General features: G+C 33.1%; 23 protein-coding genes. 2 read left to right on the top strand and 21 right to left on the bottom strand.

The annotated features are described in order from the left end of the window. Positions 1–221: 221 nt before the first annotated feature. Positions 222–827 (top strand): metallophosphoesterase family protein, encoded by a 606-nt coding sequence (locus tag ACLTBU_RS15650; protein ID WP_177672076.1) that lies wholly within the window; start codon positions 222–224, stop codon positions 825–827. A gap of 43 nt (positions 828–870) precedes the next feature. On the opposite strand, the gene ACLTBU_RS15645 is transcribed toward ACLTBU_RS15650, so the two are convergent. From ACLTBU_RS15645 to ACLTBU_RS15635, 3 genes are all read right to left on the bottom strand, one after another. After that, positions 871–2,838, bottom strand: a complete 1,968-nt coding sequence (locus ACLTBU_RS15645) for a BMP family ABC transporter substrate-binding protein (protein WP_412219857.1) — start codon at positions 2,836–2,838, stop codon at positions 871–873. Between the two features lie 97 nt (positions 2,839–2,935). Further along, entirely contained in the window at positions 2,936–3,292 is a 357-nt protein-coding gene (locus ACLTBU_RS15640; RefSeq protein ID WP_249334589.1) for a hypothetical protein, read from the bottom strand. Positions 3,293–3,391: 99 nt separating this feature from the next. Continuing rightward, positions 3,392–4,162 (bottom strand): DUF3298 and DUF4163 domain-containing protein, encoded by a 771-nt coding sequence (locus ACLTBU_RS15635; RefSeq protein WP_249334591.1) that lies wholly within the window; start codon positions 4,160–4,162, stop codon positions 3,392–3,394. 204 nt (positions 4,163–4,366) lie between these two features. Here ACLTBU_RS15635 and ACLTBU_RS15630 point away from each other — a divergent pair, with 204 nt between their 5' ends. After that, positions 4,367–5,734 carry an aldehyde dehydrogenase family protein gene (locus ACLTBU_RS15630; RefSeq protein ID WP_412219855.1) on the top strand — a complete coding sequence of 456 codons (1,368 nt, stop codon included), beginning with the start codon at positions 4,367–4,369 and terminating at the stop codon, positions 5,732–5,734. A 45-nt stretch (positions 5,735–5,779) separates the two neighbouring features. Here the strand turns inward: ACLTBU_RS15630 and ACLTBU_RS15625 are convergent, their stop codons facing one another. From ACLTBU_RS15625 to cobU, 18 genes are all read right to left on the bottom strand, one after another. After that, positions 5,780–6,022: a hypothetical protein gene (locus ACLTBU_RS15625; RefSeq protein WP_412219853.1), complete on the bottom strand. Its 243-nt coding sequence runs from the start codon at positions 6,020–6,022 to the stop codon at positions 5,780–5,782. A gap of 56 nt (positions 6,023–6,078) precedes the next feature. Further along, positions 6,079–7,044, bottom strand: a complete 966-nt coding sequence (locus ACLTBU_RS15620) for a tyrosine-type recombinase/integrase (RefSeq protein ID WP_412219851.1) — start codon at positions 7,042–7,044, stop codon at positions 6,079–6,081. 74 nt (positions 7,045–7,118) lie between these two features. Further along, the gene (locus tag ACLTBU_RS15615) at positions 7,119–7,952 is read right to left on the bottom strand and encodes a formate/nitrite transporter family protein (protein WP_412219850.1); all 834 of its coding nucleotides are present in this window, start codon (positions 7,950–7,952) and stop codon (positions 7,119–7,121) included. A gap of 58 nt (positions 7,953–8,010) precedes the next feature. Continuing rightward, positions 8,011–8,856: a hypothetical protein gene (locus tag ACLTBU_RS15610; protein ID WP_412219848.1), complete on the bottom strand. Its 846-nt coding sequence runs from the start codon at positions 8,854–8,856 to the stop codon at positions 8,011–8,013. 902 nt (positions 8,857–9,758) lie between these two features. After that, positions 9,759–11,003 carry a dicarboxylate/amino acid:cation symporter gene (locus ACLTBU_RS15605; protein WP_249333584.1) on the bottom strand — a complete coding sequence of 415 codons (1,245 nt, stop codon included), beginning with the start codon at positions 11,001–11,003 and terminating at the stop codon, positions 9,759–9,761. 113 nt (positions 11,004–11,116) lie between these two features. Continuing rightward, positions 11,117–12,349 (bottom strand): NAD(P)/FAD-dependent oxidoreductase, encoded by a 1,233-nt coding sequence (locus tag ACLTBU_RS15600; protein ID WP_412219846.1) that lies wholly within the window; start codon positions 12,347–12,349, stop codon positions 11,117–11,119. A gap of 119 nt (positions 12,350–12,468) precedes the next feature. After that, entirely contained in the window at positions 12,469–13,029 is a 561-nt protein-coding gene (gene pgsA, locus ACLTBU_RS15595) for a CDP-diacylglycerol--glycerol-3-phosphate 3-phosphatidyltransferase (RefSeq protein WP_177672087.1), read from the bottom strand. 29 nt (positions 13,030–13,058) lie between these two features. After that, positions 13,059–14,393 carry a 30S ribosomal protein S12 methylthiotransferase RimO gene (gene rimO / locus ACLTBU_RS15590; RefSeq protein ID WP_283246246.1) on the bottom strand — a complete coding sequence of 445 codons (1,335 nt, stop codon included), beginning with the start codon at positions 14,391–14,393 and terminating at the stop codon, positions 13,059–13,061. A gap of 14 nt (positions 14,394–14,407) precedes the next feature. After that, positions 14,408–15,250 carry a bifunctional methylenetetrahydrofolate dehydrogenase/methenyltetrahydrofolate cyclohydrolase FolD gene (gene folD / locus ACLTBU_RS15585; protein ID WP_177672089.1) on the bottom strand — a complete coding sequence of 281 codons (843 nt, stop codon included), beginning with the start codon at positions 15,248–15,250 and terminating at the stop codon, positions 14,408–14,410. Between the two features lie 20 nt (positions 15,251–15,270). After that, positions 15,271–16,941 carry a formate--tetrahydrofolate ligase gene (locus tag ACLTBU_RS15580; RefSeq protein WP_177672303.1) on the bottom strand — a complete coding sequence of 557 codons (1,671 nt, stop codon included), beginning with the start codon at positions 16,939–16,941 and terminating at the stop codon, positions 15,271–15,273. Beyond that, the gene (locus tag ACLTBU_RS15575; protein WP_177672090.1) at positions 16,941–19,253 is read right to left on the bottom strand and encodes an FtsK/SpoIIIE family DNA translocase; all 2,313 of its coding nucleotides are present in this window, start codon (positions 19,251–19,253) and stop codon (positions 16,941–16,943) included. The genes ACLTBU_RS15580 and ACLTBU_RS15575 overlap by 1 nt, the downstream gene beginning before the upstream one ends. A 99-nt stretch (positions 19,254–19,352) precedes the next feature. Further along, positions 19,353–19,571 carry a YlzJ-like family protein gene (locus ACLTBU_RS15570; RefSeq protein ID WP_249333581.1) on the bottom strand — a complete coding sequence of 73 codons (219 nt, stop codon included), beginning with the start codon at positions 19,569–19,571 and terminating at the stop codon, positions 19,353–19,355. Beyond that, the gene (locus ACLTBU_RS15565; RefSeq protein ID WP_330597744.1) at positions 19,572–20,315 is read right to left on the bottom strand and encodes an ATP-dependent Clp protease proteolytic subunit; all 744 of its coding nucleotides are present in this window, start codon (positions 20,313–20,315) and stop codon (positions 19,572–19,574) included. A 63-nt stretch (positions 20,316–20,378) separates the two neighbouring features. Then, positions 20,379–21,578 (bottom strand): aspartate kinase, encoded by a 1,200-nt coding sequence (dapG, locus tag ACLTBU_RS15560; RefSeq protein ID WP_177672093.1) that lies wholly within the window; start codon positions 21,576–21,578, stop codon positions 20,379–20,381. Positions 21,579–21,656: 78 nt separating this feature from the next. Then, positions 21,657–21,902, bottom strand: coding sequence for a TIGR03905 family TSCPD domain-containing protein (locus ACLTBU_RS15555; protein ID WP_249333580.1), 246 nt, complete (start codon positions 21,900–21,902; stop codon positions 21,657–21,659). A 285-nt stretch (positions 21,903–22,187) separates the two neighbouring features. Continuing rightward, positions 22,188–22,907 (bottom strand): LytR/AlgR family response regulator transcription factor, encoded by a 720-nt coding sequence (locus ACLTBU_RS15550; protein ID WP_177672095.1) that lies wholly within the window; start codon positions 22,905–22,907, stop codon positions 22,188–22,190. Between the two features lie 81 nt (positions 22,908–22,988). Next, positions 22,989–23,183, bottom strand: a complete 195-nt coding sequence (locus ACLTBU_RS15545; RefSeq protein WP_177672096.1) for a hypothetical protein — start codon at positions 23,181–23,183, stop codon at positions 22,989–22,991. Between the two features lie 61 nt (positions 23,184–23,244). Then, complete coding sequence (cobU, locus tag ACLTBU_RS15540; protein ID WP_249333579.1) at positions 23,245–23,808, bottom strand: bifunctional adenosylcobinamide kinase/adenosylcobinamide-phosphate guanylyltransferase; 564 nt, start codon at positions 23,806–23,808, stop codon at positions 23,245–23,247. Positions 23,809–23,816: the final 8 nt, after the last annotated feature.

Here is a 23,816-nt window from a genome sequence, read left to right as displayed (position 1 = left end):
GTAGTACTGACTTGTCACATAATGTGACTTTATGAATCGACTGGTTTAATGGTTATATTATTTAATTGTAAGTATACTTATCAAACAAGTACTCGTATATATTAGCAAGATAACTTTCTAATGTCAACACTCTTTTTCATATTTTCAATTTTTTGCACTTTAATATTTCATCTTTTTATAGTATAATTAAGACTGCACTCTTAAAACAAAGGATGAGTAGAATGAAGATATTAATAGTTTCAGATCAAGAAAATACATATATATGGGACCACTTCGATAAGGAAAAATTTAAAGATATAGAACTCATCATTTCTTGTGGTGATCTAAAAGCTTCATATTTATCTTTCCTTGTAACGATGATTCCAGTTCCTCTTTTATATGTACCTGGTAATCATGATATTAAATATTTACAAGCTCCGCCAGAAGGCTGTATTGATATTGACAATCAGATTATAACCTATAAAAATATAAAAATTGCTGGTCTTGGTGGCTGTATTGAATATACAGGAGGACCTTTCCAGTATACAGAAAATGCTATGCGCAAGCGCACTAAGAAACTTATACGTAGTTGTCAGCGCAAAGGTGGTTTAGATATTTTTGTCACCCATGCTCCTTCCTTAGGCGTAGGTGATGGAGATGATTGGGCACACAAAGGCTTTGAATGTTTTCATGATGTTTATAAAACACTTGCTCCATCATACCATCTGCATGGACATCAGCATCTTAACTATGGTGTAAATCAGAAACGCATTTTAACTGCGCAAGAAACAACTGTTATTAATGGTTTTTCTTATTACATATTAGACTATACGCCAAAAGAATCTTAATTCTAAAAAGGTGTCAGCCGCTCTGAAAACGTCTGACACCTTTTTAAATATCTGCTTTTACAATATTTTTCATATAAGAGAAAGGATCTGTAGGTTTTAAGTCCTCATTATTAGGAAGCTCTCCTTCTACACCATCTACTAACCAATCCATATTGATAATATCTTCATAATCACATTTCTCACCTGTTTTAACACGTAAAACTTTATTTTGATCATAGATAGGACCTGTGAAAATATCAAATTCATTGCGTATGATAGCACTTTTAATGCCTTCGATTAAATATTTCATTTGGCTATTCACATTTCTATTAGAATAAAGAATATCGACAATACCTGTATTCATACCTAACCAGAAATTAAGAGGACTTTGATCTCCTGATGAAATATCAGAAAGGGTTTTCCATGTTCCACTTAAAATATTGCGAATAACTTTTTCGTAAAATACACCCCAGTTCCAAATCGCCATGGCATAATGTTTCTTTTCTAATTCATCTTTTCCTACACAATAAACTCCATATTCTTTAGACATATCTTCAGGTACAGGCAAGTCTTCATTTGAAATAATATCTACTCCTGCTTCCATAAGATGTTTAGCAATGTCTTTTCCCTGTTCAGGATTATCCCATCTATAAGTCCACATCGCTTTAACTGTTGCATAAGGGTTAACCGCTCGTACACCTAGTGTAAAGGCATTAATACTTGAAATAACTTCAGAAATAGGATAAGGCGCAACATAACCTATAATATTGGTTTTTGTCATAGCACCTGCTATCATTCCAAGTAAATATCTTGGTTCATGTATACGTCCAAAGTATAAAGTAAGTGATTTGTAAGAATGTGTTCCTGCACAGTTAAAAAATTTAACATCTGGGTACTGCATAGCTGCTTTTAAAGCTGGTGCTACAAAAGTTGGGCTTGTTGTAAAAATAATATCATATTTTTCTTTTGCTAAACGTTCTAATATATTATAAGCTTCTGCACTTTCCGGTACATTAACGATTTTTTCTGTATGAATTTGATCTTTAAAAACATTATTTATATGCAATCTACCTAATTCATGGCTATAAGCCCATCCAGATGTTTCAGGTGCTTTAGCATAGACAAAAGCAATTTTAAGTGTTCGTTTTCCACTTAAACGGTCAGCAAGGGAACTAAAAACACGTTTTCTTCTACTTGGTGCTTCTATTGTATCTGTTTCTACATTAACCTCATCTTGCTCAATCACATCTAGTTCAGAAATAAGTTTTTGAATATATTCTTTATGTGTCTGAGGAGAAATAGTCTGAGGCAAACCATAAATTTTAAGGAAGTTAAGGAAAGCATCACCTGTTGTAAGCTTTAGGTGACTTCCTCCTTCTTTTAAATAGAGTGTACGAAATGGTCTATAAACCTCTGCTGTAAATTGCTTTTCTTTTGTATTATAAAAAGGCTTGTCAAATTTATATTTTTCAATAAACTCATATAATTCTTTAAATCGTCCTGATTGAGAGAACCAAATTGTATTAATCTGTGTCTTCTTATAAAAATCCATAAATTCATAATAGATGGTATTTGTTTTACTCGTCGGATCTTTTTTAGGTACCATTCGAATAACATAAGCATTAAAAGATATTGCTCCAACATATTTTAGTACACTTGCTCTTTTATTACCTTCTATTACAAAGAAACGATTTAAATATTCATAGACTTTAAGAGGTTCTCTAATGCCTTCTTGTACATGCGCATTATATAAATTCATCCATTTATTTGCAAATTCCGTATCTTTACTCATAAGTGGCATAAAATTATGTGCAAAAGAGATACTACGTGAATGGGTATAAGTACCTATAATTTTTTGAATAGGAATTTCTACTAGTCCTAATGAAACCTCTGAAAGAATTTCACTAGGCTGGACAATTCCATCTAACGAAGGCAGATAGCCCATTTCACCTTTGCTCGTCATTGTATTCCAAGATTGTTTAGCACTTTTTTGAGCCTGTTCATAAATTCCTTCAAGTTCTAATTGATTCATGTATACACCTCTTTAATCCTATTAATCAATATTATTTTATATTAATACAAAATAATAAACAAGTATAAGGATTTCTATTTAATTTATGTAAAGAACTTTATTTGCGTTTAAATATTTCTGCTTGCTCTTTAGATATCCCCCAATATAAAGAGCGTCCATCTAATTCATAATAGGTTTCAAATTCCTTATCTTCTACTGTATAAAGCATTTTATTAGGTGCAGTAACCTGAAATTTAGGTATATAAATTGCTTCATTAAGCGTTACTGTGCCATCTTCATTAAAAACAATTTCTTCAAGCGTCTCTGTAGAAATCCATTTTCCATGCAATTCTGGATTATTGTATTGTTCTACTGTATATAAACTACATGTACCAACCCCTATTAATAAAAGTGTACCTATAATCATACGGCTTAACGATTTGGGCGATTTTTTATTTCTTTTATACGTTGTCATTCTTTTTCCCCCTTTGAAGTATTTCAAATTATACTATAAATTACTGTATTTTTCAATGTACTTAATCTATGAAAAAAGCCTAATTATAAGCATTAGGCTTTAATTATAATCCACTCTATATCCCTTTAAGTCTTCTTTTTTAATAGTGAACTCTACAACGCCTGTTGAATAAGGTGCAATTTCATATACATTAAAGACAAGTACAAGATCCCCTGCAGGTGTTATATAAAAGTTCTGATTTTCTTCAATATGAATTAGATCATAGAAATCATCAAAAAATTTCTCTTTTTTATCCGTTCTCTTCTCAATTTGATTAGTAATGAGTTCTTTAAGCTCTGTTTTATAATCCATTTTTTCATCGAACAATTGATTAAGTGTGAGGACTTCATTCTGACTTAAGTCTAGGGTTATATAGCTTTGTTGAGGTAAGCCATGTGCACCACCTGTATAAATATAATCAAATAAGCCAATAACTAAATATTGTTTAAGACTTTCTTTAGTTTTATAATTACTAATTAATTCATATTTATATAAGGGTGTATCAGAGGCTTGTTCCTTATACTGTTTCTTTGCTTCTTTTTTAATCTCTTTTTGTAACTGTATAACATGATTTTCAAAATAATGATTCATCTTCTTTTGAAATTTTTTATCTAGTAATCCTTCTAATTGCGGATAATGAGTCTCTATATTAAGATAATTTCCTGTACTTTTATAATGCTGATCTTCTATATGAATTTCAGTAGGTACGGCCATAACAAATATAGCTGTACCTGGTGTTTCTTTTGTTTCTTGTTTAGTATTAGCATAAGTAAAACAAGGTGTGATAAAAAGTGTACTCATAAGAAAATATGCCATTATTTTTTTTATCATTATTTTATCCCCCTATTATCAATGAAGTTACATTTTTAGTATGTACTTATGAAAGCAGGTTTATAATAAGTAAACTTTTGCAGAACTGACTTGTATTTCTTTGTATAGCCACTTTCTAAGGTTTAACGTTATAAACTTGGATAAAGAATGTTTTGGTAGTATACTATGAAAGATAGAATAATTAAACTATTCGAGGTGTAATTCATGAAAGATATGACAGAACAAATCCAATCTATGCATCGCTTTTTTAAAACATATAAAACTTATGATGTTCATTTCAGATTATACTTTTTAAAAAAACTTAAAAAAAATCTTTTAGCTCACCAAGACCTCCTTGTTCAGGCACTTTATAAAGATTTTAAAAAGCCTTATTTTGAAACTTATACAACTGAAATTTATATGGTTCTTACCGAAATAGAGACTGCCATTCACAACCTTAAATATTGGACAAAACCTAAAACTTATAGTGCCCCCTTCCCTATATTAGCTGGATCAACTAAGGTTATACCTGAACCTTATGGTATAAGCCTTATTTTCGCTCCTTATAATTATCCTATCCAACTTGCGCTTTCTCCTTTAATTGGAGCCATTTCTGCTGGGAACTGTGTTGTTTTAAAGCCGTCCGAATATACACCCTATACCTCAAAAGCTCTTAAATGCTTACTAAGAGAAGTTTTCCCTACGCACTTAGTATGGGTTATTGATGGCGGTCCAGAAATTTGCCAATCCCTACTTAAACAACCTATTGACTACATCTTCTTTACAGGAAGTATTGAGACCGGCAAAAAGGTTATGGCAGAGGCTTCAAAAAATCTTATCCCTATCACTTTAGAATTAGGAGGAAAAAACCCAGCCATTGTTGATGCCAAATGTGACCTTCAGTTAGCAGCTAAACGTATTGCCTGGGGGAAATTTATGAATTCAGGCCAAACATGTGTAGCACCAGATTATGTGCTTGTACATGAAGATGTTGCGAAACACTTCTTAGGGTTACTCGCTAAAGAAACAGCTAAAATGTTTGAAAATCCTAGCCAATCTTCTAGACTGATTCATGAAAAACATTATGTTCAAGTATTAAAATATATTGATGAAGATAAAATTTATTATGGCGGTCATTTTGACCATGAAGACCTTTATATCGAACCTACTATTCTTTATCCAGTCAAGTTAAAAGATGAATGTATGCAGCAAGAGATTTTTGGACCTATACTTCCTGTTATCCCCTTTTCCAAACTTGCTTTAGCTATCGAAACAGTTCAACGTTTTCCAAAACCACTTGCTTGTTATATATTCAGTCATGATAAAAAGCGTATAAAACATCTGCTTAAACATCTCTCATTTGGTGGTGGGTGCATTAATGATACTATTATGCATCTTACTCATCCTAAAGCACCTTTTGGTGGTGTAGGTTATAGTGGTATGGGTGCCTATCACGGAAAATATTCTTTTGATACATTTAGCCACTACAAGACCGTATGCTATAGCTCTAGAGTAGAACTTCCTCTTCGTTACCCACCCTATGATAAAAAGCTTGAATTTATTAAGCGCTATATTGCTATGCGATTTAGATAAGTTAAAACAGCTATTCCTTCAGTTTTTTCAAGGAATAGCTGTTTTTTAATCATCTGTTTCATACCCTGTACAAATACAATCACAACCGGTCTTTCTTTTCACCTCTTCAAGATTATCTAAGAAGTGCTCCATCTCCCCTATTTCCATCCTATCATTACTACTTATGGTATAAATTTTTCCTTTATCAAAATTTCTTAAAGTATAAGTACATCCTTTAGTCGTATCCTTGTGTATGCATCTATACCCTTCCTCATATTTATCACTAAGCTGTTTGAAGTTTTCGTACATAAAAAAACCTCCTTTAGTATTATATTTATCATAACACTTTTAAGGAGATTTCATACCTATGAACGTTTATCAAAATTTAACTTTTTAATTTCATTTTGTTTTTGAGTAGACTCGATTTCATGTGTATAAATGGATAAGGTAATAGATGGATTACTATGCGAAATCAGAGATGATAAAGTGGTAATATCCATATTAGCTGCAATACAGTACGAAGCAAAGGTATGTCTAAACAAATGGGCATGTATATGTCTACCTAATACGCCTGAGAGTTTTAGCATTAAATCATGAAGCGTACGCGTTGCTAAATGCGCACCACTATCCTGTCTACTTGGGAACATATAAATAGACTCATCTATTACTTTAAGAATATCAACATTCTTTAATAATTGTATTTGTTCATCATAGCCTTTTAGCAAGGTTAAAAGTTCTGGATGAATAGGCACCACATTATATTTAAAGCCCTTTGCCAGTAATAGTATGGTATTATTTTTCATATTAATATCTGCCTTTTTTAAGCTTACAGCTTCATTAGCACGACAGCCTGTATAAAGCAAGATACCTACTATAAGTTTGTTACGGATCCAGCAGTAATATAAATAATCATAATGGTTACTTGTTCCTAAAAGTGCTTCATTTATAGCAATCTGTCCATCTATGTAATCAAAAAGTTCTTCAATCTCTTCCGTAGACAAGACTTCTTTAGGTGCCTTATGCTTTCTCATTTTGATTGGATCAATATAATCATAAAACTTTTCATCACAGAGCCTTTTTTCATAGCAAAAAGTAAGAAAACGATGTAAAACAACACGTTTACGTCTTAAACTTGTAGGCTTAAGCCCTGTAGATTGTAAATGCATTAAATACTCTTGCAAGACTTCAAAACTTAAGTCTTCTAATGATTCTACATTTACAAAGGCTTGCCACTGCGCTAAATCCTGCAAATAAGCTTTGATGGTATGAGACGAAAGCTGCATACTTTCTAAAGATGCTTTAAAATAATGAATACTCTTTTGTATAGTCATAAGGGTTCCTACCTTTTCTAGATTCAATAAAATAAGGCATGGGATCATCTCCCATGCCTCTATTATACTCAATTTTATTGTGCAGGTTTAGTAAATTTTTTAAAGATAAGATAATACATTACACCAATGATAACACCACCAATAAAGTTACCAAGTGTTACTGGAATAACATTGTTTGTAAAGAAGTTACCCCATGTTAAAGTATCTAACTTATCTGCAGCAACACCTGATAATTGTACAAGTTCAGGGTTGTTTTTAATAAACATACCAACTGGCACATAGTACATATTTGCTACGATATGCTCTGCACCACTAATAGCAAATGCAAAGATTGAGAAGAATCCAGCAAGGATTTTTCCTGTTACATCTTTTGCAGAGTACATCATCCAAATACCTGCACATACAAAGATATTACAAATAATTGCAAGACATAAAGCTTCTGTGAAAGGAAGATTTGCTTTTGAAATAGCTGTTTTTAAAGCATAAGCAGCAAAACCACCATCACTCATTCTAAAAAGACCTGTATTAGCTTGTAGGAAAGCAATGAAAAATGCACCTACACAGTTTCCTGCAAGAACAATTGCTAAATTCTTAAAGAATTCACTTACTTTATTACGTTTTTCAAGAGTTGATAAAACAATTAAACAGTTTCCTGTAAAAAGGTCTCCCCCGTTAAGTACTACAAACATAAGACCAATAGGGAATACTGCACCTGTTACTAATTTTGCTACACCTTTATCTGCAATTGCATGTGCTGCAGTTGATGAAGCAAGCCCTCCTAAAGCAACATACATACCAGCCATAACAGCCATAAGGAATACTGCCATTGCTGTACGGTTAACTTTTGCCTGACCGCCTTCGATTGTGTAATCTAAAATCTCATTTGGTGCTAAATAATTTTTCGCCATGAATATACACTCCTTTTCCAAGGACAGAGTATATCATTATATGACAAGTTTTTCAACACTATTTATTTTCCATTTTTATACCTAGAAGCAAATTTTGTATCTTGTTATTTAATTCCTGTTGCTCTTTATGTTGTTCTTCTTTTAACACTTCAATTTTATTCGTAAAAATGAGCTTCTGCTCTAATAAGCTATTTTGAAGTTCTAAATCATATTTTTCTTTAAGCGCAGTTAATTCTTTATTCTTCCCATCTTCCTCTTGTTTCAATGATTCTTTAAGCTTTTCAACCTCTCTTTGTGCAAACCATAATTCAGAAGATACTTCATCATTTCTAACTTTAAGACGTTCATTTTCCTCATTACGTTCTTCTATTTCAACTTCTAGGCGTTCCCACTTACTATTTTCCTCTTTAAGTCCTACAATTTGTTCTTCATATTTCTCGCATAGCGTATGATGTTGTTTAATTTGTATTTTCTGCTCACTGATTTGCTCTTCCAATTCACTATATGCTTTTTCTAAAGCCTCATATCGATCTTTAGCCTCCTCTTTTTCTTTTAATAAGTTATCTATTTTTTCTTCTAATAAGGACTTTTCCTTAATTAATGCTTCTTTTTCTTCTTCTTTCTGTACAACAACTGCCTCTACTTCTCCTATACGCTCTTCTACTATGAGACCGACACGCTCACTTACATTTAAATACATTGTTTGAATACGCTGGAGCAATCTTTGCAATTCATCTATATCCTTTACTAATAAATCTTCAGCTTGTTTCTTTTGCTCTAATTTATATGTAGTTAATAATAGCCCCATAAACTCTTTTCCTGTTAATTGGGTGCTTTTCATGATCTCTGCTAATTCATTTTTCATTTCTTCTGGAACTTTTACACCAAATGTTACATCTGCCATTATATTTCCTCCTGTAAGGTTAACCTTTTATATTACGGTTAACTTCTTTATTTTACTTGCATGTTAACCTTAGTTAACCTTTAATATATGTTAACACTAATTCCACAAACTAAGCAACCCACCACAGATAATTATGTATTATCTGTGGTAGGTTATGAATCAGTAAGAGGTAAATATATAGAAAAGTATTAAAAAAGAACCAAAAGTAAAATGGGGATAAATTAAGAGTATTTTTCAGTAGTGGTAAAAGTTTTCTGAAATCAACTTTTAATGTAGTGTGCAGAAAGCTGCATAGATTATAAATAAGTTAATATATACTTAGATTATCCCAAAATCCATATTATTAAATAGCTTATATACTAATAAAATTTATAGATGATTTCAAACAAAAAAAGATACATATCGCCCCTATACTCTGTAGAGGGAAAATAGAGTATCTACTAAAATAATTACTAGTTTGTTACATAAACTTGTCTTAAGATTTGATTCAAGCGTTAAAAAGCAGTAAATAGATAGATATGAAGCTGAAGCATATCTATCTATCAAAAATATATTTAAGGATACTGTTTGCATCTATGATTATCATAGATTAAAATGGTGATTTTACAGTATATACACCTTTCAACCACTATAGATTCCTACACAAGAGGTATAGTAGCCTATGCTATAGGTAATAGAAAGAATATCAAATTTGTTAAAAATTTTTTAGGTAATAGATCTATAGAGAGTTTCCATAGCTCACTTAAATAAGAATCACCTCGTAGTTATAAGCTGAATATAAATCACTGACTCAAAATTGGTTAGAAAACTATTCTATAAAAAGAGTAAAATAACAACAAAAAATAGACACGGTTTTCTTTTACCGTGCCTACTAAAAATGTAGCATTATCCTTTTTAACCTTTTATTCTATTTCTAAAGCACCACTTAAGTAATTCTCTTCTGTTACTTGTGCATCACAACTCGAAACGAATACGCAAGCTGATAAATCACCTGTTACATTAACAGAAGTTGTAATCATATCTAAGATACGATCCACCCCAGCAATTAAAGCAATGGCTTCTAATGGTAAGCCAATAGAAGTAAGTACCATTGTCATCATGACAATAACTGTTCCTGGAATAGCAGCAGCCCCTACAGAAGCAAGCGAAGCTGTAATAAGTAAAATAATAAGCTGTGTGAACGAAAGTTCAATACCATAAAGTTGAGCAATAAATACAGCACATGCTGATTGATAAATAGCACCGCCATCCATATTAATTGTAGAACCAATATTAAGTACAAATTGAGCAATTTCTTGTTTAATACCTAAATTTTCTTTAGCGCATTTAAGTGATACTGGTAAAGCTGCAGCACTACTTGCTGTAGAGAAGGAAATCATTTGAGCTGGTAGTACACTCTTAATAAATTGCATAGGATTCATACCTGCAAATATTTTTGCACTTCCTACATAAACCACTAGACATTGAATAAGACTTGCTACAAGAATCACAACAATAAGTTTGATAAGTGAAATAAGAATTCCCCATCCATTTGTTGCTACAACATCTGCAATTAAAGCACATACTGCAATAGGTGTTATTTTCATAATCATTTCTACAATTTTATACATTACATCTGCAAAATCATTAAAAACCGCTTTTGCATATTGAGCTTTATTTCCTAAACTATTAATAGCTATCCCCGTAAAGGCACCAAAAATAATAACTTGAAGTGTATTACCTTCTACTAAAGCTTTAAAAGGATTTGTTGGTACAATATCTACTAGCATTTGCATTAAAGGTGTAGCTTCTGGAATATTGGCTTGTCCTATTTCAAGCGTAATCCCCATACCTGGTTTAATAAAGAGTGCTAAACTCATTCCAATAAATGCCGCCATTAATGTCGTCCCCATATAATAGAGCAATGTCTTTTTACCTATAACGCCTAGTCTGTTCATATCTCCTACATGGGTCATACTAGATACTAATGTACATAAAATAAGTGGTACAATAACCATTTTCATTAAATTTAAGAATATAGTACCTGTAGGTTGAATGATATATGTAAGTAGTGCATTTAACTGCATAAATTGAATAACCATTCCTAAAAATACCCCTAATATTAGGCCGATAAAAATTTTACTTGATAATCCTAATTTGTTTTTCATCTGTCATTCTCCTCTTTCGGTATAATTGTATACAATTATACTTTATGTAGAAATATATAGCAAGCTATTTTTTAAAAAAAGATAAAAAAATAAGAAGTAATGATTTTTTATCATTACTTCTTATTTTTTGTAATACTTTTGGCACATAAATACCCCATAGAAAAAGCAGCCTGTATATTATAACCACCTGTATCTCCATCAATATCTAGTACTTCTCCAGCAAAATAAAGGCCTTTTTGTTTACGACTTTCCATAGTTGTAGGATTAACTTCTTTAAGAGTAATACCACCTGCTGTAACCATAGCTGAGTTCATACCACCTGTCCCTGATAAATTAAATTCACATTTAGTAAGTTTTGAAACTAAATCTTCTCTCTCTTTCTTTGAAAGACGTGCACAACTTTGTTCAGGTAACACCCCTATAGACTCACAAACAACTTCACAAAAACTTCTTGGTAAATTATAATTTTTAAGATAATTTACAACAGATTCCTTACCACGTACTGGAATTTCCTCAGCAAAACGCTTTCTAGCTTCTTCGTAGCTTAAAGGATAAAGATAATTAACAGTAATTTGATCACCTGGTACAATCCATCTAGTGGCATCAAGAATAACCGGACCTGATAGGCCCTTATGTGTAAAGAGTAAGCTTCCTATACGTTCTGTAATCTTCTTTTTCTCATGCCATAATGTAATTTGAGCATTTTTAAAGGATATCCCTGATAACTCACAAAAGTTTCTTTCATGTGTCGTTACATAGGTTAATGCTGGTCTAGGTTCCACAATAGTATGTCCAAAACTACTTGCTAGAACATAACCATCTCCTGTACAACCGAGATGAGGAAAAGATTTGCCTCCAGTAGCAATAATCACATTATCACTAAAGTAGCGATCTCCGGCCTCTGTTTCTAGAGTAAAAATACCATCATACACTTTAATCATTTTAACTGTTTGATTATATTTAATTAAAACATTATGCTTTTTACATGATTGAAGCAAAGCACCTCTTATATCTGCACTTTTATGACTTTTAGGAAAAACCTTATTATTTTCTTCTCTTACATAGGTTGCAACACCTTCATTTTCAAAGAAGTGAATAGTATCTTCATTAGTAAAAGTCAATAAAGCTTTTTTAATAAATTTACCATGCTCACCATAACGATCAAAGAAATCTGTAACTGAGCCACTATGTGTAAAGTTGCACTGTGCACCTCCTGAAACAAGCAATTTTCTGCCTGCTTCTTGATTCTTCTCAAGAACAAGTACTTTTTGATTCTGTTTCCCTAGCTCCTGTGCAGCAAATAGTCCTGCTGGACCCGCACCAATAATGATTGTATGATAATGCATAGTAACCTCCTTATAAATCAGTAACTTTTATATAATAGCAAGATTGTTCTAGAATTGCAACTTATATTTTTGTAAAAAAATCCAGGCTAATGCCTGGATTCTAAAATAGGTTCTTCTTATTATTGCTCTTTGAAAACTTGCTTATTCTGCCATAGATATTGAATGCCTGAAATAATAGTTAAAACTAATGCAACATAAGCAAGAATTAGCCCTAAATATTGCCATACTATATGTGAAACAGGTGTTAAATAAACAATAATCATGAGCATTTGTATAGTTGTCTTCCATTTACCTAGTGGATTGGCTGCAATAACAACCTGATTATTCGCTGCTAAAAGTCTTATACCTGATACAGCAAACTCTCTTAATAAAATAACAACAACAATCCATGCTGGTAAAACACCTGCAGGTAATACATGTGATAAATCTACAAGTGCAATCATTGCTGCTGTTACAAGCATTTTGTCTGCTAAAGGATCCATAAACTTTCCTAGATTTGTAACCAATTTATATTTTCTAGCTAAATAACCATCTAAAAAATCTGTCAAACTTGCAATAACAAAAATAGCAAGTGCAATCCATAGTGTTGTTTCTAAAGGAAGCCACGGATTCCATATAATACCCATAAATACAAATACTAGAAGAACTCTCCCTACAGTTAATTGATTAGCAATATTCATACCTTATATCCCCATTTCCTAAATAGCGCTTATACTAATTCACCTATAAGGTCATAGTCGCTTGCACCTGTAATTTTAACATCTACATAATCACCTGAAATTAATTCACCTTCATATTGAACAAATACTTGTCCATCGATATCTGGTGCATCTTGGTAAGTACGTGCAAGATAAACTGGTTCATTTGCAAGTTTACCTTCAATAAGTACACGCATTGTACGACCAATTTTCTCATGTGTTAAGACTTCTGAAATATCATGTTGCATGCTCATAATAATTTCTTTACGCTGCATTTTAACTTCTTCATCAATTTGATCTTTAAGTCTTGCTGCAGGTGTACCTTCTTCTTGTGAATAAGTAAATACACCTAAACGATCAAAACGCATTTCTTTTACAAAGTTGCAAAGTACTTCAAAGTCCTCTTCTGTCTCACCTGGGAATCCTACAATAAGTGTTGTACGAATTGCAATACCTGGTACTTCAGCTCTTAATTTATTCATTTTTTCAATAAGTTCAGCATGTGTACTCTTTCTTGCCATGCGTTTAAGAACTGGGTCTGCCGCATGTTGAATTGGAATATCTAAATACTTACATACTTTATCATTTGTCTTAATTTCTTCAATAAGTTCATCAGTAATATTTTCTGGATAGCAATAAAGAATACGAATCCACTCAATACCTTCTACACTTGAGAGCTCTCTTAACAGAGTAACAAGTGTAATATCACCTTCAAGGTCTGTTCCATATAATGTTGTATCCTGTGCAACTAAAATAAGTTCACTTACACCATCTTTTGCTAATTTTTCAGCTTCTTTTTTAAGCTGTTCAATTGGTCTACTTCTATATTTACCACGTAATGATGGAATGATACAATAAGTACATTTGTTATCGCAGCCTTCTGCTATTTTCATATAAGCGAAGTATCCTGCTGTTGTTAAGATACGAGGCATATTTTCTAAGTGCTCACGGTCAATGGTATCAAATTTAGAAACTCTCACGCCTTTAGCTTCTAAAGCTTCTGTTACTGTTTCTACAATTTTATCATAAGAAGTTGTTCCAACTACAGCATCTACTTCTGGCATCTCTTCTAAAATCTCTTCTTTATAGCGTTGCGCCATACATCCTGTTACAATAAGTGCTTTACACTTACCAATTTCTTTATATTTAGCAACTTCTAAAATCTGCTCAATACTTTCTCTTTTAGCATCTTCAATAAAACAGCATGTGTTTACTACGAGAACCTCTGCCTCAGATTCATCTCCTATAAGTGTAAAGCCTGCTTCATGTAAAAGGCCTAACATATGTTCGCTGTCTACTAAGTTTTTGTCACATCCTAAGGATACAAAGGCTATTGTATTTGTCAAAATAATTCTCCTTCCTAATGTGTTGCTGCAAGTACACAGTTGTACATCAGCATAGCAATGGTCATAGGCCCTACACCTTTAGGTACTGGTGTAATCAGACTCGCTATACCTTGAGCAGAATCAAAATCTACATCTCCACAAAGTTTGCCATTTTCATCTCTGTTCATTCCAACATCTATGACAACGGCTCCCTCTTTAAGCATATGTCCTTTAACAAATTTTGCTTTTCCAACTGCAACTACAACCACATCAGCTTGTTTAATTTCTTCTTCTAGATTTGTCGTCTTTGAATGACATATAGTTACTGTAGCATTTTCTCGTAATAAAAGCAAACTAATTGGTTTACCAACGATATTACTTCTTCCTACTACAACACACTTTTTACCTTCTAAAACTACCTCATAACGTCTTAAAAGTTCTATAATTCCTGCTGGTGTACAGCTTATAAAACCTGGAGCACCTACTAAAAGCGCTCCAGCATTTTCTATATGGAAACCATCAACGTCTTTATGAGGTGCAATGGCTTTAATAACTTTTTGCTCATCCATATGTCTTGGAAGTGGCATTTGAACAAGAATGCCATGAACTTTTTCATCTTGATTTAAAGTATCTATGAGTTCAAGCAAACTATCTTCGCTTGTATTTTCAGGGAGTTCATATGAAAAAGATTTAATCCCTACGTATTCACAAGCTTTTTTCTTATTACCTACATAAACTTTTGAAGCACTATTATCTCCAACTAAGACAACTGCAAGTCCAGGTGTAAGTCCCTTTTCTTTAAGGTCTTCTACTTGCTTTTTAAGATCCTCTTTAATTTCAGATGCGATCATTGCTCCATCAATAATTTTAGTTTGCATATACTCTCCCCTTTTCTTTATTAGAATAAGCCTGTAATTGTGCCTTTTGCATCAATATCAATAGCTTCCGCTGCAGGTTTTTTAGGTAGACCTGGCATAGTCATAACACTGCCTGTAAGGGCTACAATAAATCCTGCTCCTGCTGATATTCTAATTTCTCTTATTGTTGTTGTAAAGCCCTCTGGTCTACCTAAAGCTTTTGGATCATCAGAAAGAGAGTATTGGTTTTTAGCCATACATACTGGTAAATGGCTAAGTCCTAAACTATTAATTTTAGCAATAGCTTTTTTAGCATTTGGTTCGATATGAATATTTGCTGCACCATAAATTTCAGTTGCAATTGTGCGGATTTTTTCTTCAATGCTAAGTTCATCTTCATAGAGATAATGGAAATTACTTGTTTTATTTTCTAAAACATCCATTACTTTTTCAGCAAGCTGAAGGCCGCCTTCACCGCCATGCTCCCATACTGTAGCAGGTGCAAAATCACATCCTAATGCTTCACAGCTTTCTTTTACATAAGCAATCTCTGCATCTGTATCTGTAATGAACTGATTAAGTGTTACAATAACTGGCACACCGAATTTATGTACGTTCTCGATGTGTTTTTGAAGATTTGCAATACCTTTTGTAAGGGCTTCTACATTTTCTTCTTTTAAGTCTTCTTTTGCTACACCACCGTTGTATTTAAGTGCACGGATTGTTGTTACAAGAACAACTGCGTCTGGCTTTAAACCTGCTTTACGGCATTTAATATCAAAGAATTTTTCAGCACCAAGATCTGCTCCAAATCCAGCTTCTGTTACAACTACATCTCCAAGTTTAAGTGCTAGGTTAGTAGCTCGTACACTGTTGCAACCATGTGCAATATTAGCAAATGGCCCACCATGCATTACAACTGGTGTATTTTCAAGCGTTTGAACAAGGTTTGGCTTAATAGCGTCTTTAAGCATAGCTGCCATAGCACCTTGAGCATTTAAATCTCTTGCTGTCACAGGATTTCCTTCATAAGTATAACCAACAATAATATTTCCAATTCTTTCTTTTAAATCTACAAGATCAGTTGCTAAACATAAAATGGCCATAATTTCAGATGCAACTGTAATCATAAAACCATCTTCTCTTGGCACACCATTAAGCACCCCACCAAGTCCTACTACAATATCACGAAGCGCGCGGTCATTAAGGTCTACACAACGTTTCCATGTTAATGTTCTAGCATCAATATTAAGTGCATTACCTTGATGAATATGATTATCAATCATAGAAGCTAAAAGGTTGTTCGCTACTCCAATAGCATGAATATCACCTGTAAAGTGTAGGTTAATATCTTCCATTGGAACAACTTGTGCATAGCCACCACCAGCTGCACCACCTTTAATCCCCATACATGGTCCTAAAGAAGGCTCGCGAAGTGCAATAATAGCATTTTGTCCAAGTTTACAAAGTGCTTGTCCAAGTCCTACAGTAATAGTTGTTTTTCCTTCACCTGCTGGTGTTGGGTTAGTTGCTGTTACAAGAACAAGTTTACCATTTTTTTTATCTTTAACTGTTTCAAAAAGTTCATGTGTTAATTTTGCTTTGTAATTACCATAGAGCTCTACGCTCTCTTCAGGTATTCCTGCCTTTTTAGCTACCTCCATAATAGGTAACATTTTTGCCTCTTGTGCAATTTGGATGTCTGACTTAATCATAGTTCTTCTCCCTTACTAAGTTGATTTTGTTGTAATACTTTACGTGGTTTACTCCCTTCATCAGGACCTACAATGCCCCTTGCTTCCAACATTTCCATTAGTCTTGATGCTCTATTAAAGCCTATTCTAAAATATCTTTGTAACATAGATATAGAGAGTTTCTCTTTGCCACTTGCTAATTGAATCGCTTGTGTTAATAATTCATCTTCACCATCACCCTCAATGGCAATGGCCGGAGCATGGATACTTTCCATGACCGTTTCTTCATATTGCACTTCACCACTCATTTTAACAGCTTCTACAATAGCTTCTACTTCCTGATCTGAAACAAAGGCTCCTTGAATACGTAAAGGTTTAGATTCCCCTATTGGACAGAAAAGCATATCTCCTTTTCCAAGTAGTTTTTCTGCACCATTTGAATCTAAAATGGTTCTTGAGTCAATACCAGAAGAAACAGCAAAAGCAAGTCTTGATGGAATATTAGCCTTAATAACCCCTGTAATAACATCTACAGATGGTCTTTGGGTTGCAATAACAAGGTGAATCCCTGCTGCCCTTGCCATCTGAGCAAGACGACAAATTGCATCCTCTACTTCTTTTGCAGCTGTCATCATAAGGTCTGCAAGCTCGTCTATAATAATGATAATACTTGGCATTTTAAGATTTTCATCGGTTACTTTATTATTATAACCTTTCATATCTCTTACATTATTATCAGCAAATAGCTGATAACGTTTCGTCATTTCATTAACAGCCCAGCATAGAGCTCCTGCTGCTTTTTTAGGATCTGTTACAACTGGAATCATAAGATGTGGAATACCATTATACACATTTAATTCTACTACTTTAGGGTCTATCATAATCAGTTTAACTTCTTTTGGACTTGCTTTATATAAAATACTTGTAATCAAAGTATTGATGCAAACACTTTTCCCTGAGCCAGTTGCCCCAGCTATAAGTATATGTGGCATCTTTCCAATATCAGCTACAATAGGTTTACCTGCAATATCTTTTCCTAATGCAAAAGCAAGTTTAGAAGGAAATGCAGCAAATTGGTCAGATTCAATCACATCTCTTAAATAAACCATTTCACTTGTATCATTAGGCACTTCAATACCTACAGCAGCTTTTCCTGGAATAGGCGCTTCAATACGAATACCTGACGCTGCTAAATTTAAAGCAATATCATCTGCTAAATTAACAATTTTACTTACTTTAACACCTTGCTTAGGTTGCAATTCATATCTGGTTACTGTAGGCCCTTTATTAATTTGAGTCACCTTAGCTTCTACACCAAAGCTTAAAAGTGTATCTTCTAATTTTTTAGCATTGCTTAATGAAGCACGTGAGCTTGTCTTTTGAGAACTACCTTCACCTTTTTTAAGTAATTGAATAGAAGGGAATATGTAAGTATCATCTTGATGTATGGCTACATCTAGTTCTTCCTCTGCTTCAAAAACATTCATTTCAGCTGCTACAGGCTGATTTTTTGTATGTGTTTCTTGTGCACCTTGAGCTGCCTCTACTTCTACAGGAACTTGTTCGTCTAAAACAATAGGTGGATGTTCATAGAATGTTTCTACTTGCTCACTTGTTACAGCTACTTCTTCAAGAAGTTCCCTAGCAATAAGTTTTTCTTGGTTTATACTTTCCACTTCTAATTTTTTAGGTCTATGTACTTTTTCCTTACGTTGACTATTAAATTGCGCAAAAGCTTCTTTTAAGTGTTCTAAAAACCTTATGCCTATGTCACTTAACCATGCAAATATAGGAAATTTAGTAACTGCCAAAATCCATATACCTGCTAAAACAACTAGTATAATATAGCTTCCATATAAGCCTAGTAGCGTTAAAAGTAATTCTCCTACCAAGGCTCCTATTAGGCCACCATTTAAAAATGAAGGTTCTTTGAAAAAATCTAATCGCCACAAAGTAAAAAATTCATCTTTCCCAAATATCAGCAAATGACCAAAACTCATCAAGATTAATAGGAACGGAATGCTATACGCTAAAAATCTATAGAGCTCATTGATAGCATTTTTAAGGTAATAGTACCCTATTATAATAATAGCAAAAGGTAATAAATATCCTGCCATTCCAAAGCAACCTACAAATAAAGTTTTAATACCTGTACCTACTAATCCTGCTTGATCCGTAAAAAGGCTGACAAGAATGAGTAAGCTTATTCCAATCATGCTTATACCAATCATTTCGCTTATTAGGTCTACTCCCATTTTAGAAGTTTTTTTACTTCTAGTCTGTGTCTTCTTATTTTTTGTACTTTTATTTTTTGTTGTATTTTTTTTCATATGTAGAAAACCCCTTTATTATTTCACCTCAATCGTTCTCATGATAATGCTTTTTAAAAGACAATAGACGTATGCATGAAGCATACATCTATTATTATATCATCGAATAATTTTATTGATAAGATTATTTTGCAATAAAGTTCCTGGTTGTAAGGTATCAATCAGAAAATCACTTGGATTACTAGAATAAATTCTATCTAATATATAACCATTTTCCGTCTTACAAGCTAGCACTTGTAGCCCGTTATAATCAAGCATTTCATATTCTGGTGCCTGCTCATCAGGCATGTAAATAGGCAATATAGAATAGTATGCCATCTATACTTCACCTTCTTTAGCTAGAATCATTTCATGAAGCTTATGAAGTGCTTCCTTAAGCCCTCCTACTTCATGAATAATTTTTTCTTCTACAGCTTGTTTACCTACAAGAATAGTTCCCATATCTTTAGCAAGTTTACCTGTATCTAACATAAGTTCTCTAAAACGTTCTGGGGAAATACCTGAATTACTTGAAACAAACTCTACAATACGTTCTTGCATTTGATCAAAATATTCAAAAGTTTGGACGACACCTAATACTGTTCCATTCATTCTAACAGGATGAATCGTCATAGTTGCACTTGGTGTAATAAATGAATAGTCACTAGATACAGCAATAGGTACACCTATAGAATGTGCACCACCTAATACTAAGGATACAACAGGTTTCTCAAAAGATGCAATAAGCTCTGCAAGTGCTAGTCCTGCTTCTACGTCCCCTCCTACTGTATTTAAGATAACAAGTAAGCCCTTAATTTTAGGATCATCTGATAAGGCTACAAGTTGCGGAATAATATGTTCGTATTTAGTTGTTTTATTTTGAGGTGGCATACTTACATGACCTTCTACTTGGCCAATAATAGTAATACAATGTATGCCACTTCCTTCTTCTGTATTTACAGGTACTTGTCCAAACTCTTTAATTTGATTATTTTTTTCATTTTCTGACGGCATTGGATTCTTTGGTGCCTCTTCCTTATTAGGATTATCGTTATTTTGTACAGATTGTTTTAAATTAGTCATTTTAAGCCTCACTTTAATTTGCTTTTAAATTTAGTATGCAAAAAAAAGTGAGGCTTATACCTATTAAAGATTAAATTCTTGATGAAGTGCTGTAATGGCTTTTGAAACATGCACTTCACTTATAAGACATCCAATAGTTGTAAGAGAATCTGCTGTTTGGAGAACTTCTACACCTGCTTTATGGAAAGCCTTCATAATACGAGACATAACACCTGGTACACCTGTCATACGTTCACCAATAGCAGTAACTTTACAGCATCCTTCAAGAAGCGTATATTCATAATGATACATTTGAAGGAGCCTTTCAAGTTTTTCCTTATCTTCTTGATCAATGGTAAACACTTTATAAGTTGGGAAAATATTAATAAGGTCTATGCTAATTTGCTCTTCTGCAACACATTCTAATAAATCTTTTTCTTCTTGATCATTTTCCATAATCGTAAACTGTATACGACCTAATCGATGTGCTACACCTGTAATAACTTTTGTATCTTTTTCACTGCTTGTAAGCCCTTTTACACTTTGAACAATATACGTACCTTCTGCATTTGAGAAGGTATTTTTAATAACAAGAGGAATATTAGCACGCATAGCATACTCTACAGCTCGTGGATGAATAACCTTAGCACCACTATCTGCCATTTGGAATACCTCATTATAACTAATAGCTGGAATAATATGTGCTTGCTCACATACACGTGGGTCAGCTGTCATAATACCATCTACATCTGTAAAAATTTCAATACGATCAGCTTCTAACAGTCCACCTAACATAGCTGCTGTTGTATCGCTACCACCTCTCCCAAGTGTTGTAACCTCTCCCTCTATAGTCATCCCTTGAAATCCTGCTACAACAGGAATAATCTCTTTTTCTAAATAACGTTTAACAGCTTCTGTTTTACCATATAGCAAATCAGCTTTCTTATGTGCATTATCTGTAATAATACCACTTTGCCCTCCAGTAAGTGCTACAGCAGGGTAACCTTCATTTTGAAGCATAGTGGCAATAGTAACAGCTGATATAATTTCTCCACAAGATAATAAAAGATCATACTCCCTATCTTCTATCTCTCCTGCTTCTTCTTTGACAAATTGAAGAAGTGTATCTGTTGCATAAGGTGAAGGCATTCTACCCATAGCAGATACCACCACCACGGGTGCCTCTCCTTGACTTTTTGCCTCAATAATTTTATTTAAAACTTCTTTTCTTGCCCCGCTTGTTGCAACGGAGGTTCCTCCAAATTTTTGAATAATTATTTTCATATGCTTAATCCTTTCGAAACATCTAAGCTCACTTATATATATATTATAAACATAAAAAAAGTAGACTAAATCTACTTTTTATGCTTGTATGTATTCTTCTAAAGCTTTTGCAAGTTGATCTGGACAAGAAGTACCACGACCACGGCAATCAATACCTTTTAATCTTTTGATAGCTTCATGTACTTCCATCCCTTGGATTAAAGATGCTACACCTAAAGTATTCCCAGGGCATCCTCTAACAAAAGTTACTTCCTTAACAATGTTATCTTCTACCTCAAATAAAATTTCACTTGAACAGACACCTGATGTTGTATACTTTTCCATCTTCAACACTCCTTATATGTAATCATTTTGACTTTAGTAGTATATCATATTTACGGAGAGAACGAAATAAAAAACAGCTATAAATATAAACTTATAGCTGCTTACCCCTTATTTTATACGTTCATTGTGGACTCAAATAGCAATTTAAAATTTCCGTTCAACAATCTGCTGTTTCCCTTTTTGTTTGGATATCCGTAATTTGAATATATCATTCTTATCCATCTTCTTCAAGATTCTAAACATAACTGGACAAAAATATAACATAATTGGACATTTCCCTTTTACTTACATTCTAATCTCTAAACTCTTAGATAATCTTTCTCTTACTGCCTTTTGTTTATATTTACTCAAAAAGACTGAAGTGCCATCTTCTAAAATGACTTCAGAGTTTTTAATTTCTTTTACTTTTTTACTATTTACAATAAAACTTCGGTGGGTACGTATAAACCCCTCAAAAGCAAGCATTTCTTCTAATTTATTAATATTGTAGTGGCAGATGTAATCATGATCTTCCAAGTGTATCGTTGTTTTACGATGGTTACTTTCTACATAAAGAATATGACTAAGATCCAGTTTAACACTCCCTTGAGTTGTAGGGAAAATGTATATATTATTCTTTGAATAATGTGTTTCTAAATGTTTATAAATATCTTTTAGATTTAGATTAAAAGTTTCAGCATCAAGTGGTTTTAAAAGATAATCATAGACATGTACTTTATAACCCATTAAAGCATACTCCGTGGTGTGTGTTACAAATATAAGTGTTGCCTGCCTATTACATACTCTAACCTGCCTTGCCAATTCTATTCCTGAGCACTCTTTCATATCTACATCTAAAAAAACAATATGATAAGGATCTTCTTTGAGCTGTTCTAAAAAGGATTTCCCACTTTCATATTCATATATCTGAGCAGGTATCTCATATTTTTGATTAAAATTTTTAATATAGCACTTTAAAGTCTGCCTATCTTGAATATTCTCATCACAAATTGCTATTTTTATCATTGTATCACCATGTTACTTCTTATTTTCGTTTCTATTATATAAGGATGTCCTATAAAATGTAAAGAAAAAAGGCTTTAGTCTTTATCCTAAAGCCCCTTTTCTTGATTCCCAATGTATGCATTCTGAATCTATATTGTGATTTGGGCAATTAAACTGCTTTTGGCAACCACTTCTATAGCATTCCACCATTCGATTATCATGTGTATAATATTTATAATAACCCTCTTTAAAATGTTTACACGTATAACAAGTCATTTCTTTAACTTGTACTGCCATTTAATCCCCCACCTCCCTCTTCCTACTTTATGTGGGGGCATTTAAATCTATTCCTTATTTTTTATTTAAGTTTTAAAGGTAACCCTGAAGCTAAGAAGAATACTTCATCAGCTTCTTTTGCAAGACGTTGATTAATACGCCCTGCAATATCTCTAAAGATATTACCCAAACGATAGGCTGGCACTACCCCTAAGCCTACCTCATTTGAAACAATAATAAGCTCTTTGCCATGTTGCTTACATATACTTAATAAATCCTCAACTTCTTTTAAAATATCTTGCTCAATTTCATCAATAACTGTTCTTTTGACATGGTCAAAGTCCACTTCATACTGCAGTAATAGATTAGTCACCATAAGAGTCATACAATCTAGTAAGATAATAGAACTTTGTTTAAAGTCTTCTTTTACTTCAAGTAAATTAAAATCCTTAAACTGTTCTATAGTATGCCAATGGTTAGGTCTAGCTGCCTGATGCTTTTTAATGCGGTCTTTCATATCTTCATCAAAAGCTATAGCTGTTGCAATATAAAGTACATGGGCACTCATTTTATCAGATAACTCATGTGCTTTCTGTTCTGCATAAGTACTCTTACCACTGCGTGCTCCACCTAAAATAAATAGCATAATGATAC

The organism is Zhenhengia sp. (assembly GCF_046966505.1).
Lineage (GTDB): Bacteria > Bacillota > Clostridia > Lachnospirales > Cellulosilyticaceae > Zhenhengia > Zhenhengia yiwuensis.
Note: the sequence above shows the minus strand (reverse complement) of the source record. Positions and strands in the feature narration are given on the sequence as shown.